We start from the raw sequence: 18,545 nt of genomic DNA on the forward strand, positions 1-18,545 counted from the left end.
CTCCTTTTCCAGGCGACGAGTGCTGCTGGTCTGGTTCAGGTAGGCGTAGATATAGAGCTTGAGCAGGTCGCCCGGGTGGTAGGGTCGCCGGCCGGTGGCCGCGGTGCGCGCCTTGTCGAACCCCATTTCGATGACGTCCAGGGACTCCACGAAGGCATCAATCACCCGCACCGGGTGATTTTCCGGGACATATTCTTCAATGCTGGGAGGTAGCAGCGAGGTCTGGCTGCGAGGCTGTCCTTGTAGGTGTCGCATACAAAAATAGCCGTGAACGGGTGAGTTCACGGCTATCTTGCCAGCTTAGGAGGCTGTTTTCACACAGCCTCCTTCTGGGAGGCGTTTTTTTTGCTGATAAGCGCCATCGGGGGCCGGCCTCGTGCGTCCCCAAAACCCGATGAAGCGGCGCTACATGTTTTGGTCAGCGTTGAAATGGCGGCCAGTTTTGCCTTTTTCGGCGCTCCCGGTAAGGGCAAACTGTGGGTAGAATGAGACGAAAATTCGATGATTTAGGCTGTCGTGACTCACACTCTTAGCTGAAACACCTAGTGTGCGAGTGCGTTGCCTCCGACACTTCTGAGGCCCATCGCCGCCATGAACCGCAAGTTTTCTTTGGTCATCTTGTTGACGTCGCTGTCCGCCATGAGCCCCTTGGCTTGGTCGTTGGGCGTGGGTGACGCCAAGGTGGGGTCGGCGCTGGGAGCGCCGCTTGAAGCGACCATTCCGCTGACGGATACGCAGGGTGTATCGGCCCAGAACCTAACGGTCAGTCTGGCCGATGCCGACGGTTACCGGCGTGCTGGGCTCGAGCGAAGCCTGCTGGTCGACGCCCTGACCTTGTCGGTCGTGCCTCAGTCGGGCGGGCTCTCCGTCCGGGTCCAGTCGTCGCGAGCGGTGCGCACGCCTTATCTCGACTTGTTGGTGGACATCGATGGGCCTGACGGCGTCATACAGCGCCAGGTCACGCTGCTCTTCGACCCGCCCGGTTTTGGCTCTCAGTCGGCCACGCCGGCGCTACCCAGCCCTCAGCAAGCGAGTTCGCCTCAAGCCGAGCCTTTGCAAACCTCAATGGCACCCCGCGAGCGAGACCCGGGCTACGTCGAGTCCGGCGAAACCCTGTGGAGCGTCGCCGAGCGGCTGCGTCCGGATGCCGATATATCGATATCGCAGATGATGCTGGCGCTGCTGGATGCCAACCCCGAGGCGTTTCCGGGCGGTAATATCAATCGCCTGCGGGCAGGCTACGTGCTGAATGTGCCAACTCGAGAGCAGATGACCTCACGCTCTACTGAAGAGGCCTGGCAGCAGGTGCAGGCGCAAAATAGCGCCTTCGCTCGCGGCGAACCGGTCCCGGCGTTCGCCTCATCGACGACCTCTCAACAGGCCCCGGACTCAGCAGACGCCACGGTCGATAAGGCCGCCGCCAAGCCTGATCGAGGCGACGCCGGGGCCGCATCCGGCCTCGTGCAGGCAGACGCCCCCTCGTCTCAGGCCCCTCAAGCGTCGGCTGCTGCCTCGCAGGATCAGCCCGCCACGCAGCGCCTGACCCTGCTGACGGATGCCCAGGTTGCGTCCGAGGCAGCGGCTGGCGCATCTGGCGCCAACGAGCAGAATCAGCGTCTCGACCGCTTGGAGGCTCAGCTGTCCCTGAGTCAGCAATCCCTTGCCGCCATGCGCGACGAGCGTGATCGTGCTGAGGCTGAACTGGCCTCGCTGCGTGAAGATGTCGCCAGCCTACAGGCCAGCCTGTCAGCCCTTGCAGAGCGTCAGGCCTCTAGCGCTACCGAAGACGCAAGCGTCGCCCAATCCGAAAGTGCTGCTCAAGCCGCTAGTGAGCCGGCAGCGACGGGCCTCGCCGATCGCTACCTGATGCCGCTGTGGACCTCGCTCGGCCAGATGGTCCGCAGTCTTTCTTTCCAGTTGGCAGGCCTCGGCGTGCTGGTGTTGCTGGCGCTCTGGTGGTTAGTGCGTCGCCGTCGCGGAGCCGACCAGACACGAGCCACCGAGCAGGTGTCGGCTTCCGCGGCTTCTTCAGCGGCTGAGTCCCAGAAGGCCAAGAACGGCAGCGCGTCCGAGCGTTTCGTTCCTGATGCGCGAGAGGCCCTGATGCCCCGAGCCGAGGCCGTCAGTGAGGCGGATATCTTTATCGCCTATGGCCGCTACGAGAAGGCCCAGGCGCTGCTCGAAGAGAGCCTCAACGCCGAGCCCGGCCGCCATGATTTACGTCTCAAACTGGTCAAGACGCTGGTCGAGCAGGGGTACTGGCAGCAGGCTCATGAACAGGCGGAACACCTAGCCGACGATAATGATGCCGCTCGGCAGGCTGAGCTCGAGCGCCTGATGGCCCTTGAGCGGGCCGTGCCAACGCCATCCGCGGGCGAAGCCTCTTCAGGGGGCGGTGATGCTGATGGCCCGACACAGTTCTCTGCGGCAGACGATGCCGGGGCATCAACGCCGATTGACCTGGCGCCAATCGAGTCGATGGAGACGTTTCGTCCGCCCATCGAGCGTGAGCCGATCGCTTTCGACGGCAAGGGGCGGCATGCGCGGCCGTCCTGGCAGGAAGGCAAGGAGGTGGATTCAGAGCAGATCAGCGAGGCCCTGAAGGAAGCATCAAGGGACAAAGCTGAGTCGTCTTCAGACACCACTGCCGCGGAGGCGCCTGATGAGCCCCGTGGTATCAGCCTGGGTGAGGAGGCTGAGGTAGAAGCAGAGACAGGCCGCGACGAAACTGAACGAAGCGTCTCCGAGGAGCCGCCCGGGAAGCAGCCAGACCTCGGCGATAGCGATGAGGCATCGTCTGAGGACGGCGAGCCGGCCGCGTCGACCAATGATCGTGTGATCGATTATCACCCGCCGAGCCTAGAGGCTGATCCCGCGGTACCTGAGGAGACACTCATGCAGCCCAGCGTGGAGTTTCCTCAGTCGCAAACGTCTGCTGACCAGTACGCTGTGTCTTTCGGCGATGAAGGAGCGCTTTCCGACGATGAGGATACGCCTGCCGTGGGCGAGGATGCGGGCAGCAACCTGGCCGAGCTGATGCGACAGGCGGATACGCCTGCTCGGAGGTCGGCGTTTGCTGTCGATGAGCAAGAATTGGACATAGAGGAGGTGGCTTTCGAGCCGCTGCATCTGGATAATGGCCAGCCTGCCGATCCCCGGCCGGAAGCTCAGGTGCTGGTCAGCGATGCTGAATCGCTCCTCGAAAAGGGTGACCATGACCAGGCGCAAGCGCTGCTCGCTCGGGCACTGGAAGAAGGGGACGGCGTGACCCGCGAACAGGCAAGTCGTCTGATCGCCCAGCACAACCTATGATGAGCCGATGCCCCTTTTCGAGTCCCTTGATGAAACGCATCCCCTGACTGGCCGTCTGGCCATGGGGGTCGAGTACGACGGCAGCCAGTACTGTGGCTGGCAGCGCCTGAAGCACGCCCCCTCGGTGCAGGGGGCGCTCGAAAAAGCGATGGCTCGTGTGGCCAATACAGCCGTCACCGTTCACTGTAGCGGCCGAACTGACAGTGGCGTTCACGCTACTCGTCAGATCGTGCATTTCGATGCCCCGGCGCCGCGCTCCGAGAAGGCCTGGGTATTTGGCACCAATGCCAACCTGCCGCGGGATATCGCCGTGCATTGGGTCAAAGCGGTGCCGGGCGATTTTCACGCCCGCTTCCTGGCGCTTGGCCGGCGCTACCGTTATGTCATTCTCAATCAGCCCAGTCGCCCGGTGCTGGAACGCGCTAATGCCACTTGGTGTCGTGATCCCCTGGATGTACCCGCCATGCATGAGGCGGCCCAGGCACTGGTGGGTGAAAATGATTTCTCGAGCTTCCGCGCCGCGGGCTGCCAGTCCAAGACCACCCAGCGCCATCTGCATTTCATCGAGGTGCATCGACATGGGGCGCTGGTGGTGGTCGATGTCCAGGCCAACGCCTTCCTGCACCACATGATTCGCAACATCGTCGGTGCTCTGATCGCCGTCGGTCGCGGCGAGCAGGGGCGGGACTATCTGGCGCGGCTGCTAGCGCTAAGGGATCGTACCCAGGGTAGCGCTACGGCGCCGGGGTGTGGCCTGCACTTCGTCGACGCGATCTACGATGATGTCTATGAGCTGCCCCGGGAGCCGCTGGGGCCAAACTTGCTGGCGTTCCTGGGTGAGTGGACCGGTGAGAGAGAGCTGCCGGACTGTCCGCTGGTCGATTTTCGTCGTTCCCGACCGACCCATGCCTCGGTGCCGCCGGGCTTCATCGAAGCCGGCAAACCAAGCTAGCGAATCAGGCAACCCTGAGTGGGTTGCACTGCCCTTGATTGAGCCCCACTAATAGGGACTCGAAGCCGACGACCGCAACGAGAGGCCGGTCATGCAGCGCACCCGTGTAAAAATTTGTGGTCTGACCCGAGAGGAAGACATCGATGCCGCCGTTGCGGCCGGTGCCGATGCGCTGGGGTTCGTGCTCTGGCCGGGCAGCAAGCGTGCCATCGATCTTGCGCGGTTGGCCGAGCTGAGTGCGCGGGTGCCGGCCTTCGTGACGCGGGTTGGGCTCATCGTCGATCAGGACGCGGCCTTTGTCGAAGCGGCCTGTAAGCATCTCGATCTGCTGCAGTTCCACGGCGATGAGACGCCCGGTGTCTGCGAGAGTTTTTCTCGGCCCTATATCAAGGCGCTGCGCATGCGCGAAGGGGTCGACCTGGAAGCCGCCGCGAGCGCTTATGGCAATGCCCGAGCACTGCTGCTAGATGCCTATAAACCCGGGGTTCCCGGCGGGACTGGCGAGACTTTCGACTGGTCCCGAATCCCCGCAAACCTGGCAAAACCTGTTATTCTGGCGGGAGGTTTGCACGCGATGAATGTTCAGCAGGCGATCCGTGCAGTTGGTCCCTTTGCCGTGGATGTTTCCGGCGGCGTCGAGGCGGCGCCCGGCATCAAAGCGGCGGCCAAGATCGACGACTTTTTGCGCCAAGTCCTTACGACCTACCCATCCAAGTTCCAGTGACCCTGTGAGGTGCCTTTCGTGACCAAGTTCAGCGACCTGACCCGCATGCCGGATGCGCGAGGCCATTTTGGTCCCTACGGCGGCCGGTTCGTCTCGGAAACGTTGAGCTTCGCCCTGGAGGAGTTAGAAGAGACCTACATGGCTCTTCGCGATGATCCAGACTTCCAGGCCGAATTCGACCATGATCTGGCCCACTACGTGGGCCGTCCTTCTCCGCTTTACCACGCCGAGCGCTGGTCGAGGGAGCTGGGCGGTGCGCAGATCTGGCTGAAGCGCGAGGATCTGAACCACACCGGCGCTCATAAGGTGAACAACACCATCGGCCAGGCCCTGTTGGCCAAGAAGAGCGGTAAGCCGCGGGTCATCGCCGAGACCGGTGCCGGTCAGCACGGCGTGGCGACGGCCACTGTGGCGGCCCGCCTGGGCCTCGAATGCGCCATCTACATGGGTGCCGAGGACGTCGAGCGCCAGAAGCTCAACGTCTATCGTATGCAACTGCTGGGCGCCACCGTCATTCCGGTCGAGTCCGGTTCGCGCACTCTCAAGGATGCCATGAACGAGGCGCTGCGCGACTGGGTGACCAACGTCGACACCACTTTCTATATCATCGGCACCGTCGCCGGCCCTCATCCCTACCCGATGCTGGTGCGTGACTTCAATGCCGTGGCCGGCCGCGAGGCGCGCGAGCAGTCGCTCAAGCAAATCGGCCGCCTGCCGGATGCGTTGATCGCCTGTGTCGGCGGCGGCTCCAATGCCTTGGGGCTCTTCTATCCCTTCGTCGAGGACGAAGGCGTTGCCATGTACGGCGTCGAGGCCGGCGGCGACGGCGTCGAGACCGGTCGCCACGCGGCGCCGCTGACCGGCAATGCGCCGCGGGGCGTGCTGCACGGCAACCGTACCTACCTGATGTCCGACGAGGGCGGCCAGGTGTCCGATACCCACTCCATTTCGGCGGGCCTCGATTACCCGGGGGTCGGGCCGGAGCATGCGCTGTGGAAAGATGTCGGCCGCGTCAGCTATGTGGCCGCCAATGACAAGGAGGTGCTCGAGGCGTTCCGCGAGCTCACTCATGTCGAGGGCATCATGCCCGCCCTCGAGTCGGCCCACGCGCTGGCCTATGCCAAGGTACTGGCTCCGACCATGCGGCCTGACCAGCACATCGTCGTCAATCTCTCCGGGCGCGGTGACAAGGATATCCTCACCGTCGCCAAACTTGACGGCATCGAGATTTAATCGTGGATCGCGACCAGGACAAGGGTATGAATCGAATCGACCAACGCTTCGCCACGCTCAAGGCGCAGGGCCGCACGGCCCTGATTCCCTACCTCACCGCCGGCGACCCCGCCCCCGAGTACACCGTAGGCTTCATGCATGCGCTGGTCGAAGCCGGCGCCGATATCATCGAACTGGGGGTGCCGTTTTCCGACCCGATGGCCGATGGCCCGGTGATCCAGAAGGCTTGCGAACGGGCGCTCAAGCACGGCACCCGTCTGACGCATCTGTTCGCTATGGTCCGTGAATTCCGCGAACAGGATACCGAGACTCCGGTCGTGCTGATGGGCTATCTGAATCCCATTGAGCGCATGGGTTACGAGGCCTTCGCCGACCAGGCTCAGGCGGCCGGCGTCGATGGCGTACTGACCGTCGACATGCCGCCCGAAGAGGCCGACGAATTTGGCCCGGTGCTCAAGGCGCGTGGTCTGCAGTCGATCTTCCTAGTGGCCCCTACCACCTCGGATGCTCGCGCCGGTACAATCAGCGCCCATGGCGAAGGCTATTTGTATTATGTCTCGCTCAAGGGCGTGACGGGTGCTGCGACGCTGAACGTCGACGAAATCGACGCCCATCTGGCGCCGCTGCGCAAGCTCTCCGACCTGCCGCTGTGCGTCGGCTTCGGTATTCGCGATGGCGCCACGGCGGCGGCCGTAGGCAAGGTCGCCGAAGGTGTCATCGTCGGTAGCGTGCTGGTGGGACAGATCGCCGCCTGCGTCGACGACCCGGCGGCCATTGCGCCCCGTCTCAAGGATATTCTGGGCGAGATGCGTCAGGCGTTGGACGCCTGACGCCAGTGAGCGCGCGACGCGCTACGATATTTGAATCAACATCGGCCCGGTCGCGCCGGGCCCCGCATGATGGAAACCTTCTGATATGAGCTGGCTAGATAAGATCGTGCCCTCCATGGGGCGCATTCAGCGCAAGGACCGTCGCACCAGCGTGCCTGACGGCCTGTGGCGCAAGTGCCCCAAGTGCGAAGGGGTGTTGTATCTCCCCGAGCTGGAAAAACACCAGAGCGTTTGTCCCAAGTGCGACCATCACCTGCGCTTGACCGCGCGCAAGCGTCTCGACTGGTTTCTTGATCAGGACAATCGAGAAGAGATCGCTGAAGATCTGCAGCCAGTGGATCGTCTCAAGTTCCGCGATTCGAAGAAGTACAAGGATCGCCTTGGCGCGGCCCAGAAGAATACTGCCGAGAACGATGCCCTGATCGCCATGCGCGGCACCCTGGATGATATTCCGCTGGTGGCCGTGGCCTTCGAGTTCAGCTTCATGGGCGGCTCCATGGGGGCGGTGGTTGGCGAGAAATTCGTTCAGGCCGCGACGCGCTCTCTCGAGGAGGGCATTCCGCTGGTATGCTTCGCCGCATCGGGTGGCGCTCGCATGCAGGAAGCGCTGTTCTCGCTGATGCAGATGGCCAAGACGTCGGCGGCACTCGAGAAGCTCAAGCAGGCCGGTATCCCCTATATTTCGGTGCTCACCGATCCGGTCTACGGCGGCGTTTCCGCTTCGCTGGCGATGCTTGGCGACCTCAATGTCGCCGAACCTAATGCCCTGATCGGTTTCGCCGGTCCGCGCGTGATCGAGCAGACGGTTCGCGAAAAGCTGCCGGAAGGTTTTCAGCGCAGCGAGTTCCTGCTGGAACATGGCACCGTCGACATGATCGTGCACCGCCAGGAAATGCGCAGCCGTCTGGGTGGCGTGCTTCGCAAGCTGACGCATCAGCCGGCTTTCGGCCAGTTGGAAAATGACGAGCCGGATCTGGTCGACGAGGCCCAGCGCGAAGCTGAGCCCGAAGCCGAAGATATTAACCGCGAGGCCTGACACCAGCCGACATGAGCGCAGTTCAACCGCCATCTTCGCGGGTCAGTGACCGCCAGCCCTCGACGCTCGAGGGCTGGCTCGAGCGCCTCGAGCAGCAGCATCCGGTCAGTATCGACCTTGGCCTCGAACGCGTGGCCAAGGTCGCTGCGCGTCTGGGGCTATCCAAAGCCGGCTCGCTGAATCCTGTACCCGCCCGTATCGCAACCAAGGTGATCACCGTCGCCGGCACTAACGGCAAGGGGTCGACGGCCGCCATGCTCGATGCCCTGGCTCGTGCCCACGGGCTGAGCACCGCTACCTACACTTCGCCTCATTTGCTGCGCTACAACGAGCGTCTGCGCTTCGATGGTGAAGAGGCCAGCGATGCCATCCTGATCGAGGGCTTCGCCCGCGTCGAGGCGGCGCGTCTCGAGGATGAACCGGTCAGCCTGACCTACTTCGAGGCCGGCACTCTGGCTGGGCTCTGGTCGATTGCTCAGCGCCAGCCGGATATCGCCATCCTGGAAGTGGGGCTGGGCGGCCGGCTGGATGCCGTTAACGTCATCGATGCCGATGTCGGGGTGGTCACCACCGTCGCCCAGGATCATGCCGCCTTTCTGGGCACCGATCTCGAGGGCATCGGTCGCGAGAAGGCCGGTATTCTGCGGGCCGGGCGCCCGGCCGTGCTGGGCAGTGCATCGTTACCGGAAAGCGTTCATGACACGGCGGCCCGACTGGGAGCGCAGGTGCATTGCCTGGCGCAAGATTTCACCCAGAGTGCTGACACCGATGGCTGGTGCTGGCAGGGCCACGACGCCGAGGGCGAAAGCCTGGCCCTCACGACGTTGCCCGATCCCGGCTTGCCGCTGGATAATGCCGCTTCTGCGCTACAGGCGCTGGCATTGGCGGGCGTGACCCTCGAGGCCGAGGCCTGTAAGAGGGCTCTCCGTGAGGTGGTGCTCGCCGGGCGTATGCAGTGGCGAGGCAACTGGTGTCTGGACGTAGGGCATAACCCGCACGCCGCCGCCTATCTGGCCGAACGCCTGTCCCAGCGGCCCTGTGCCGGGCGCCGTGTCGCGCTGCTGGGGATGCTCGCAGACAAGGACGCCGAAGGTGTGGTGACGGCCTTGGACCAGGCCGTTGATGCCTGGGTGCCGGCCAGCCTTGGCGGCGACCGGGCCCGGCCGGCAGGCGATCTTGCCGAGCTGATTCGTTCTTTGGGCGGTGAAGTGCTCTCGCTTGCCGACTCGCCGGCCGCTGGGGCCGCTTGGCTCGAAGCGCACCTCGAGGCGGCGGATCAGGTGCTGGTCTGTGGATCCTTCTTTACCGTGGCGGAAGTGCTGGCGCGCTGGGAATCGTCAGCGGACGATCCTTCGCCGCAGGCGTAGCAGAATAAGTGGCGCGCCAGGAAGGCGAGCCGGGGAGGGGTGAATGAAGTACGGAATGCGTGAACGGATTAGCGGAGCGATCATTCTGCTGGCCTTGGCCGTGATCTTTCTGCCGATGCTTTTCGATGACCCGGTATCACGAGATGAGCGGCCCCAGCCGATGCTCAGCATCGAAGCGCCGCTGGACGTCGAACGCGTGGACGTCGATGATCCGCAGCCGCCGAGCCGGCTCGATGAGACATCTAGCGACAGGGCAACCGATGAGAGCGACTCACAGGGCTCGACTGCCGCGGTAACGGCACCGGCGCAGTCAGACGCGACCGGTGGCAGCGACGACGCTGAAGCCCCACAGGAGTCTGCAGTGGCTCCCGCGCAGCCTTCGACTGACTCTGACTCAGAAGGGTCGACGTCTGTCGCCTCCGGCGAGTCATCGGCTGCGCCTCAGGCCGCTTCCGACCCGGGGCAGGCCGACAACGCTGGGAACGAACAATCGGCAGATCCCATCGCCGAGCTCGCTCGCGCGGCGGAAGCCAAGCGTGCTGCCTCCGGCGATTGGTCAGTGCAGGCCGGCAGCTTCGGTGAGCCTGGCAACGCCGAGCGTCTGGCGAAGAAGCTCGAAAGCCAGGGCTTCAGCGTCTTTAGTCGCCCACGGGGCAATGACCTGACCGCCGTTTATGTCGGGCCCTATGCTAGTGCCGAGGAGGGTGAGCGTGCGCGCAGCGAGCTCAAGGCCAAGGCCAATCTACAGGGGCTAGTGGTGAGGATGTCACCATGACGCTGACCTGGATCGACTGGATATTTGTGGGCGTGTTGGCCATTACCATGCTGGCGGGCTTCATGCGTGGTCTCGTTCAGGAAGGTCTGGGGCTCGCCACCTGGGTGCTGGCCCTGGTGGCGGCGCGGTTCTTCGCCGAGCCAGTGGCGGACATGCTGGATGGCTTGATCGACAGCCCCGATGGCCGCCTGGTGCTGGCCTTCGTGCTGGTCACCTTCGTGGTCATCATGCTGGGCGGCATCGTCATCCGCTTGCTGCATGCCGCGGTCGAGTGGGTCGGCATGGGCTTCTTCAACCGGATCGCCGGTGCCGTATTCGGCACCCTCAAGGGGGCAGTGATTCTGGTGTTGGCCACGCTGCTGATAGGGTTTACGCCCCTCGAGCAGCTCGACGCCTGGCAGAATGCCGAGGTTCGCCCAACCTTCGAGCGTCTCGAGGCCTGGGGCCTGGATCGTGTGGCGGCCTGGGAGCGTAAGGATCCAGAGCGCGCCGAACAGCTACGCTCACTCACTTTGCCAGACATTCTGGGGCAGGACGCTCCGGCGAGGGACAAGGCTCCTGCGCGCGAGGATGGCGCACTCTGAACCCATTTTACATGGCGCCGGTTCGTTCGGCGTCGAAGCACCATTGCAAGCGAGGTAAGCCGGAATGTGCGGTATCGTAGGCCTAATGGCCAATCAGGCGGTGAACCAGGCGTTGTATGACGCCCTGACGGTCCTTCAGCATCGCGGACAGGACGCCGCCGGGATGATGACTTGGCACGAGGGACGCTTCCTGCTGCGCAAGAGTAATGGCCTAGTGCGTGATGTCTTCCACACCCGCCATATGCGCCGCCTCAAAGGCAACCTGGGAATCGGCCATGTGCGCTACCCGACGGCCGGGTCCTCCAGTGAAGCGGAGTCCCAGCCGTTCTATGTCAACTCCCCCTACGGCATTTCGCTTGCCCACAACGGCAACCTGACGAACTCCGACCAGCTCAAGCAGGAGCTGTTCTCCAGCGACCTGCGCCACATCAACACCAGCTCGGATTCCGAGGTGTTGCTCAACGTCTTCGCCCATGAGCTGGGTAAGCAAGGGCTGAGCATGGGCCCGGAAGACATCTTCGACGCCGTGCGTCGGGTGCATCGTCGCTGCAACGGTGGCTATGCGGCCGTGGCCATCATCAACGGCTATGGCATGGTGGCGTTCCGTGACCCGCACGGCATTCGTCCGGTGGTCTTCGGTACCCGTCAGGAAGAAGGTCGCCAGGAGGTGATGATCGCCTCGGAGTCGGTGGCGCTGGACGTGGGCGGCTTCGAGCTGCACCGCGACCTGGATCCGGGCGAGGCGATCTTCGTCGACCTCGACGGCAATATTCATACCCAGTCCTGTGCCGACAATCCCGTCCTCGCTCCTTGCATCTTCGAACACGTCTATCTGGCGCGTCCGGACTCCATCCTCGACGGTGCTTATGTTTACGGCACGCGCATGCAGATGGGCCGTAAGCTGGGCGATCGCATCCGCCAGGAGTGGCCCGACTACGATATCGACGTGGTGATTCCGATTCCCGACACCTCGCGGACCTCGGCGCTGGAACTCGCTCAGCATCTCGGGGTGACCTACCGCGAAGGCTTCATGAAGAATCGCTACATCGGGCGGACCTTCATCATGCCGGGGCAGACGCTGCGCAAGAAGTCGGTGCGTCAGAAGCTCAACGCCATCGACGTCGAGTTCAAGGGCAAGAACGTGCTGCTGGTGGATGATTCCATCGTGCGCGGTACCACCTGCAACGAGATCATCCAGATGGCCCGAGAAGCGGGTGCCAACAAGGTCTACTTTGCGTCCGCTGCACCGCCCGTGCGCTACCCGAACGTCTATGGCATCGACATGCCGTCTGCCGAAGAGCTGATTGCTCATGGGCGCACCGAGGCCGAGGTGGGCGACCTGATCGGTGCCGACCGCATGATCTATCAGGATCTCGAAGATCTGAAGACGGCCTGCCGCGACGTCAATCCGGCGCTTGAGGAATTCGATTGCTCGGTTTTCGATGGCCGCTACATCACCGGCGATATCGACGAGGCCTACCTGAACAACCTGGAAGCCTCGCGTAACGATTCCGCCAAGGATCATAGCGCCGGTGACCATGCCCTGGTGGGCATGCACAATCAGGACGATGACCAGGACGACGATTTCGCTTGAAGGGAGACGGTATGAACGACGAAAGCGACTTTGAGGCCTGGCACGACTGGGCGCTCGATACCCAGGCCATTCGTGCCGGACATGCCCGCACCGCCGAGCAGGAGCACGGTGAGCCGATCTTCCCGACGTCGAGCTTCGTCTATGGCAGTGCCGCCGAGGCGGCACGCAAATTCGGCGGCGAAGAAGCCGGTAATATCTACTCGCGGTTCACCAACCCCACGGTGCGCACCTTCGAGAAGCGCTTGGCGGCCATGGAGGGCGGCGAGCGCTGTGTGGCCACAAGCTCCGGCATGGCGGCCATCATGTCGACGGTGCTGGGGCTATTAGAAGCCGGCGACGAGATCGTCGCCTCGCGCTCGCTATTCGGCTCCACGGTTAGCCTGTTCGACAAGTACTTCGCCAAGTTCGGCATCGTGACCCACTACGTGGAGCTGTCGAACCTCGAGGCCTGGGAAGCAGCGATGACGCCGCGTACCAAGCTTCTGTTCGCGGAGACGCCATCGAATCCGCTCTCCGAGGTGGTGGATATCCCGGCCCTGGCCGAGATCGCGCATCGCCACGACGCGCTGTTAGCGATCGACAACTGCTTTCTGACGCCGGCGCTGCAGCGCCCGCTCGCGCTGGGCGCCGATCTGGTGATCCATTCGGCCACCAAGTATTTGGACGGCCAGGGCCGGGCGTTGGGTGGTGCAGTGGTCGGCCGTGACAAGGAGCTAGAGGCACTCTTCGGGGTAGTGCGGACCTGCGGGCCCTGCATGAGTCCCTTCAACGCCTGGGTGTTCCTGAAGGGCCTGGAGACGCTGAGTCTGCGCATGCGCGCCCACTGCGACAATGCGCTGGCGTTGGCGCGTTTCCTGGATGCCCATCCGGCGGTGACCAAGGTGCATTACAGCGGCCTCGAAACTCACCCGCAGCATCGGTTGGCTGCCGATCAGCAGCGCGGCTTCGGTGGTGTGCTGGGCTTTGAAGTCGAGGGGGGCCGTGCGGCCGCCTGGTCGGTCATCGATGCGACCCGCATCCTGTCGATCACGGGCAACCTGGGGGACGTGAAATCCACCATTGGCCATCCCGCCACCACGACCCATGGTCGCCTCTCCGACGAGCAGAAGCTCGCTGCCGGCATCGCGGAAGGGCTCGTGCGGGTCTCGGTGGGCCTCGAGGATATCGAGGACATCAAGGGCGACCTGGCCCGAGGACTGGATGCGCTGATGAGCTGACCCTGACTCGGCTCTTGTCCATGAATGACGCCCCGCTTGTCGGGGCGTTGCTGTATCTGGGAAAGACCGCGGCCATCGTTGGTGGAAAGTACATGAAACGTTCATATTTTTGCGCTGTTTCATGCGGTGCCGGCAGGTATGATCGGGAACTGATATACACCTAACTCATTGCGTGGCGGTAGCGTCAGCTCCACCTCAGCAGTAATCACTACCAAGGTCAGGAGGGCGGGGCAATGTGGCGTAACACTCGGCGAGGGTGGGGCATCGTCAGTATCGTGCTTCACTGGGCCAGTGCTGTGGCGATACTGGGCCTCTTTGTACTCGGCTGGTGGATGACCGATCTGGGCTACTACGACAGCTGGTATAACTTGGCGCCCTGGTGGCACCGTTCAATCGGTATCTTGCTGTTGGCCGCAACGCTTTTACGTCTCGCCTGGCGAGCTTTCAATCCGTCACCTGCACTGCCGGGGTCAAGGCTCGAAAGACTGGCTGCAGAACTCGGTCACCTGGGGCTTTACCTGCTGCTGGTGGTCGTCCTCGTCAGCGGCTACCTTATTTCTACCGCCGATGGACGCGGCATCAGCGTGTTCGATTGGTTCGAGGTTCCCGCTCTGCTTAGCGATCTGCCTGGCCAGGCGACGCTTGCCGGCACCGTTCATTGGTATCTCGCTCTGGCCTTGATCGGTCTCGCTAGCGTCCACATGCTGGCTGCATTCAAGCATCACATTATCGACCGTCATGACGTTCTGGTTCGCATGGTTAACCCGCGTATCTCACGCAAGCCGTGACGCTGTACTGATGCATCGCATCAATCTTCCAATGCCGGGCGCCGACAGGTCGGTGCTCGGACAAGTTTTCATCCAAGAAGGAGCAAGATGATGTTGAAGAAGACAGCACTAGCCGCTCTGACCGCTGCCGCTCTGGTACCGGTGAGTCAGGCACAGGCCGCCGATTACATGATCGATACCGAAGGGCAGCATGCCTTCGTACAGTTCAAGATTAGTCATTTGGGCTTCTCCTACATTCTGGGTTCTTTCGAGGAGTTCAGTGGCGAATTCAGCTACGACCCCGAGAACCTGGACGCGTCATCCGTGTCCATGGAGGTCGAGGTCGACAGCTTGAATACCAACCATGCCGAGCGTGATAAGCATATTCTCAGTGAAGATTTCCTCAATGCCGGGGAATATCCGACGGCTACTTTCACGTCCACCGGGTTCGAGTCAACTGGCGAAGGTGAGGGCGTACTGACAGGCGAGCTGAGCCTGCATGGCAAGACGCAGGAAATCGAGATGAACGTCGAACACATCGGCGGTGGGGAGGACCCTTGGGGCAACTATCGCCAAGGCTTCGAAGGCAGCACCACGCTGACGCTGGCTGACTTCGATATCGACATGAGCAGCATGCCGGAACCGATGCAAACGCTTGAACTCTATGTGACATTTGAAGGCATTCGTCAGTAAAACGAACCTCTAATGACGGATGATCAGGGCATTGCCGGGCGACCGGCGGTGCCTTTTTTATGCGGCACTGGAAAACTCGAGGGAAGTATTACCTGGACAAGATGCTGTAAAAGGGACGGCTCAAGATGAGGTAAAAAAAACCGGCCAACGAAGTTGGCCGGTTCGCGAGTTCCTTTCACTGCTTGCGGGATAGTCAGTCATTTTTCCTCTATTGTCTGCGGTTATTCCTAGGGTGATTAGGTCGTGTTAAAAGACGTTGTTAAGTACTGCATCAGGGAAGTGACGGCGCAACATCCGGTTCTGAAAACCATCCACGAAGCGACTGTTGATGATGACGATAAAGCGCTCGAAGGGACGGCTAGAGTCCCGCTGGGTCATGGCATCGACGCTGTGAAAGAGTCGGTCATCATGCAGATGCAAGACTTGTCCGGGGGCGGTGATGTGCTCCAGCAGCGGCTGCTGGCCGGCCTTGTCGGCATACAGGCGGTTGGTAGCGCCATCGACGTTATCGCGATTGATGACCAGGATGCTCAGGAACTTGCAGCCGTCAGCATGAATTCCCTGCCCTTGTAGTGGATCGATCATGCCCTTACCGCGGCTGCCGGTGATTTGCATCAGTATCGGTTCACGTGGGCCTATCCCCCACATCCTGGCCCAGGCCTTGACGAAGGCCTTTACGTCCTGGCGTTGCGTAAAGCGCTCTTCCAGGGCTGGGTAGTAGCGAAGCTTGTCGGCCATGCTTTCGGCATCGTTGAAGGCGCCGCCTTGTGCCATGGGGCAGTTCCCCATGACCTCGACTTCCTCTTCCTCGGTCAGGTTCAGCCACGACATGCGTTTCCAGCGGCGGTTTACATAGGGGTCCCTAGGTAGGCTGGGCAGAAAGCTCGCCCAGGCCTCTAGGTCGATGTGCGCCGAGATGTCAGCCAGGCTCCAGCCTTGCTGCGACAACTCCTGAGAGACGCGTGACTCCCAGTAAGGAGGCGGGGTTGGCTGGGCGACGGCGGACAGGTCGTAACCGTGTTTCAGGCTTTCGTTTTTCATGGTCTCGTTCCTCTTGGGGTTATGTTGCCAGTACTGGCAACAGCAAAAGTTGCTACAAAAGCAACCCCTCAAGGTTTGAGACACTTGGTCAAATAAAGCCAAGCAAAGGTGTAAAATTCCTACAGCCGCGATACGGTCAGCTCGTATTTAAGCTAGGATAAGAGACGCATGGCGTTTAGCCCTTCAGCATGGAAGGCATCATGAAGGATTACAGTAGGTTATTGGGGTGTGAGTATTGCCGCACTTCGCCGAGAGGCTGGTCTTGAGCGAAGTTACTGTCGGCGCCCAACGATGATCTGGGAGAAGTGTACTTGTCTTTTGCCTTTCGGCACATATCTCGTGTTTTCAAGCGTTTAGCCACATGGCGGTATACCAGTACGCTGGTATTTTCTGGTCTATCCGGTGTGGCCCTCTTGATATGCGCCACCCTCGATAATCCGCACTTTCTCCAGATCGTCGGTATCGTGCTGCTGTGCCTGGCGCTTTACGCCTGCCTGGGGCGAATCCTGGCGCAAGAAGCCGAGGCCACATCAGGGGCTGGCGATCTCGAGACAGTGCAGCGCCATTACTCCGAAAGCGAGCAGCGCTTTCGTGCGCTGCTCGAAAGCCTGCCCAAGGTGGCCGTGCAGGGTTACGATCGCGACCGTCGCGTCATTTACTGGAACTCGGCTAGTACCGAGCTCTATGGCTATACGCGTGATGAGGCGCAGGGCCAGCTGCTCGAGGACCTGATCATCCCCAGCGAGATGCGTTACGCAGTCATCGATGCCCATCGAGCCTGGGTACAGGAGGGCATCGAGATTCCGGCCTCGGAGCTAGAACTCAAGCGCAAGTTCGGTGAGCCGGTGGCGGTGTATTCTCACCATGTCATGCTCGGCGAGCACACCGACGAGCCGCTGATGTTCTGCATTGATGTCGATCTGTCTGACCAGAAGCAGGCTCGGCGGGATCTAGACTTTGTTACCCGGTTCGACTCCCTGACCATGTTGCCCAATCGCGGGACCTTTGCGACCCAGCTCAACGAGTGCCTGACTGACGCCGATAAGCTAGGGGAGGTGGTCGCCGTGGTTTTCGCCGATATCCAAGGCTTTGGCGAAATCAACGACGCTGAGGGTTATGAGCTTGGGGACCGTCTGCTGGTAGAGGTCGCCCATCGCTTGCGTAGTTGCCAGAGAAGCTCTGATTTGCTGTCACGGTTTGGTGGCGATGAATTCGTGATGGCCTTTCCGCACCTCAAGGCCGGCAACAATGCGATGCCGTTAATCGAAAAGGTGCTCTCAGCCTTCAAGGAACCCTTCGATATAGGGCTTGGTGAGCTGCATGTCAGCCTCAAGTTTGGGGTCAGTCTCTTTCCTGATAACGGACAGAGTGCCCGCGAGTTGATCCAGAATGCCGACGTGGCCAAGAACCGGGCCAAACTTGCGGCCGGGCAGGCCTGCTGGTTCTTCGATCAGCGCCTGCATGACGAGCTGGTGCATGAGTATCGTATGACGGAGCGCCTGCAGCGAGCGCTGCGTGACGGTGAATTGGTGCTGCATTATCAGCCGCAAGTGGCCGCCACTAGTGGTCGAGTGGAGAACATCGAAGCCCTGATTCGATGGTTTCCCCGCGACGGTGGCAGCATTCCCCCGTCTGAGTTCATCCCCATAGCCGAGCACTCGAACCTGATCTATCGCATTGGAGAGTGGGTCATCCATGAGGCGTGTCGTCAGCAGGCCGAGTGGAAGGCGTCGGGCTTGGGGGACTATCGTATCGACATCAATCTTTCCGGCAAGCAGGTGATCCAGCATGATGTCTTCGCATACCTCGAAAACTGCATGGACCAGTTTGGTCTGACGACCCGGGATATCGGCATCGAGCTGACCGAGAACGTTTTGATACGGGCCGATCAGCATATCCTCAATACGCTGCGCCGGCTCTATCATCGTGGCATGAAAATCGCTATCGATGACTTTGGCACCGGTTATTCGTCGTTGAGTTATCTCAAGCAGTTCCCGATCACGTCGTTGAAGATCGACCGGGGGTTTGTGCGGGATGCTCCCGATGAGCCAAGCGATCGCGCCATCATGGCGGCGATGGTCTTTATTGGCCATCAGCTAGGTCTTGAGGTGGTGGCCGAAGGCGTCGAGAACGAGGAGCAACTTGAGCTGGTGCGTGAGTTCGGCTGTGATCTGGTACAGGGGTTTTACTATTTCAAGCCGATGAGTGCCGGCGATATCGGCCGCTTGAAGCGCTCGCTGATGGCGGTTAGTGGGCAGTTGCCAAATCACTGATGCATAACCCTGGCGAGCTAGGTTATCGGGCCTGCGCAATGGCGTCGTGGGGCGTACAATGTCGCTCCTTTGCATAGTCGCCAGGAGGCAATGTGCCCGTATCGGATACTGTGAGCGAATCCTTGGGGCGTCGATTATGGCGTCAGA

Annotated in this window: 15 protein-coding genes and 1 pseudogene; 14 read left to right on the forward strand and 2 right to left on the reverse strand. The window is 61.6% G+C overall.

Annotated features, from left to right (window positions below):
* Window positions 1–255 (reverse strand): transposase (locus tag BLR71_RS15090; protein ID WP_139172648.1); only part of this gene is annotated, 255 nt, incomplete at its 3' end.
* Between the two features lie 336 nt (window positions 256–591).
* On the opposite strand from BLR71_RS15090, the gene BLR71_RS15095 reads away from it, so the two are divergent.
* The 13 genes and pseudogenes from BLR71_RS15095 (at window position 592) to BLR71_RS15155 (ending at window position 15,084) form a co-directional block, all read left to right on the forward strand.
* Complete coding sequence (locus BLR71_RS15095; protein ID WP_092528286.1) at window positions 592–3,312, forward strand: FimV/HubP family polar landmark protein; 2,721 nt, start codon at window positions 592–594, stop codon at window positions 3,310–3,312.
* Window positions 3,313–3,319: 7 nt separating this feature from the next.
* A complete protein-coding gene (truA, locus tag BLR71_RS15100) occupies window positions 3,320–4,264 on the forward strand; it encodes a tRNA pseudouridine(38-40) synthase TruA (protein ID WP_092528288.1) in 945 nt (314 codons plus the stop codon).
* Between the two features lie 85 nt (window positions 4,265–4,349).
* A pseudogene (locus BLR71_RS15105) lies at window positions 4,350–4,988 on the forward strand (phosphoribosylanthranilate isomerase); the annotation flags it as partial.
* 45 nt (window positions 4,989–5,033) lie between these two features.
* Window positions 5,034–6,221, forward strand: a complete 1,188-nt coding sequence (gene trpB / locus BLR71_RS15110; protein WP_092528398.1) for a tryptophan synthase subunit beta — start codon at window positions 5,034–5,036, stop codon at window positions 6,219–6,221.
* A gap of 26 nt (window positions 6,222–6,247) precedes the next feature.
* Complete coding sequence (gene trpA, locus BLR71_RS15115; RefSeq protein WP_092528400.1) at window positions 6,248–7,051, forward strand: tryptophan synthase subunit alpha; 804 nt, start codon at window positions 6,248–6,250, stop codon at window positions 7,049–7,051.
* 85 nt (window positions 7,052–7,136) lie between these two features.
* Window positions 7,137–8,087 carry an acetyl-CoA carboxylase, carboxyltransferase subunit beta gene (gene accD, locus BLR71_RS15120; protein WP_092528292.1) on the forward strand — a complete coding sequence of 317 codons (951 nt, stop codon included), beginning with the start codon at window positions 7,137–7,139 and terminating at the stop codon, window positions 8,085–8,087.
* Window positions 8,088–8,098: 11 nt separating this feature from the next.
* Window positions 8,099–9,454 (forward strand): bifunctional tetrahydrofolate synthase/dihydrofolate synthase, encoded by a 1,356-nt coding sequence (folC, locus tag BLR71_RS15125; RefSeq protein WP_092528294.1) that lies wholly within the window; start codon window positions 8,099–8,101, stop codon window positions 9,452–9,454.
* Window positions 9,455–9,509: 55 nt separating this feature from the next.
* A complete protein-coding gene (locus BLR71_RS15130; RefSeq protein ID WP_245696515.1) occupies window positions 9,510–10,229 on the forward strand; it encodes an SPOR domain-containing protein in 720 nt (239 codons plus the stop codon).
* Window positions 10,226–10,813 carry a CvpA family protein gene (locus BLR71_RS15135; RefSeq protein WP_092528298.1) on the forward strand — a complete coding sequence of 196 codons (588 nt, stop codon included), beginning with the start codon at window positions 10,226–10,228 and terminating at the stop codon, window positions 10,811–10,813. Before BLR71_RS15130 ends, BLR71_RS15135 begins: the two co-directional genes overlap by 4 nt.
* 64 nt (window positions 10,814–10,877) lie before the next feature.
* Complete coding sequence (gene purF, locus BLR71_RS15140) at window positions 10,878–12,407, forward strand: amidophosphoribosyltransferase (RefSeq protein ID WP_092528300.1); 1,530 nt, start codon at window positions 10,878–10,880, stop codon at window positions 12,405–12,407.
* An 11-nt stretch (window positions 12,408–12,418) separates the two neighbouring features.
* A complete protein-coding gene (locus tag BLR71_RS15145) occupies window positions 12,419–13,624 on the forward strand; it encodes an O-succinylhomoserine sulfhydrylase (protein WP_092528302.1) in 1,206 nt (401 codons plus the stop codon).
* 233 nt (window positions 13,625–13,857) lie between these two features.
* Window positions 13,858–14,412, forward strand: coding sequence for a cytochrome b (locus BLR71_RS15150; protein WP_092528304.1), 555 nt, complete (start codon window positions 13,858–13,860; stop codon window positions 14,410–14,412).
* 90 nt (window positions 14,413–14,502) lie between these two features.
* Entirely contained in the window at window positions 14,503–15,084 is a 582-nt protein-coding gene (locus BLR71_RS15155; protein ID WP_092528306.1) for a YceI family protein, read from the forward strand.
* Window positions 15,085–15,330: 246 nt separating this feature from the next.
* On the opposite strand, the gene BLR71_RS15160 is transcribed toward BLR71_RS15155, so the two are convergent.
* Window positions 15,331–16,125, reverse strand: coding sequence for a 2OG-Fe dioxygenase family protein (locus tag BLR71_RS15160; protein ID WP_092528308.1), 795 nt, complete (start codon window positions 16,123–16,125; stop codon window positions 15,331–15,333).
* 404 nt (window positions 16,126–16,529) lie between these two features.
* Between BLR71_RS15160 and BLR71_RS15165 the strand changes: the two genes are divergently transcribed.
* Window positions 16,530–18,398 carry a putative bifunctional diguanylate cyclase/phosphodiesterase gene (locus tag BLR71_RS15165; RefSeq protein WP_245696516.1) on the forward strand — a complete coding sequence of 623 codons (1,869 nt, stop codon included), beginning with the start codon at window positions 16,530–16,532 and terminating at the stop codon, window positions 18,396–18,398.
* Window positions 18,399–18,545: the final 147 nt, after the last annotated feature.

The organism is Onishia taeanensis (assembly GCF_900100755.1).
Lineage (GTDB): Bacteria > Pseudomonadota > Gammaproteobacteria > Pseudomonadales > Halomonadaceae > Onishia > Onishia taeanensis.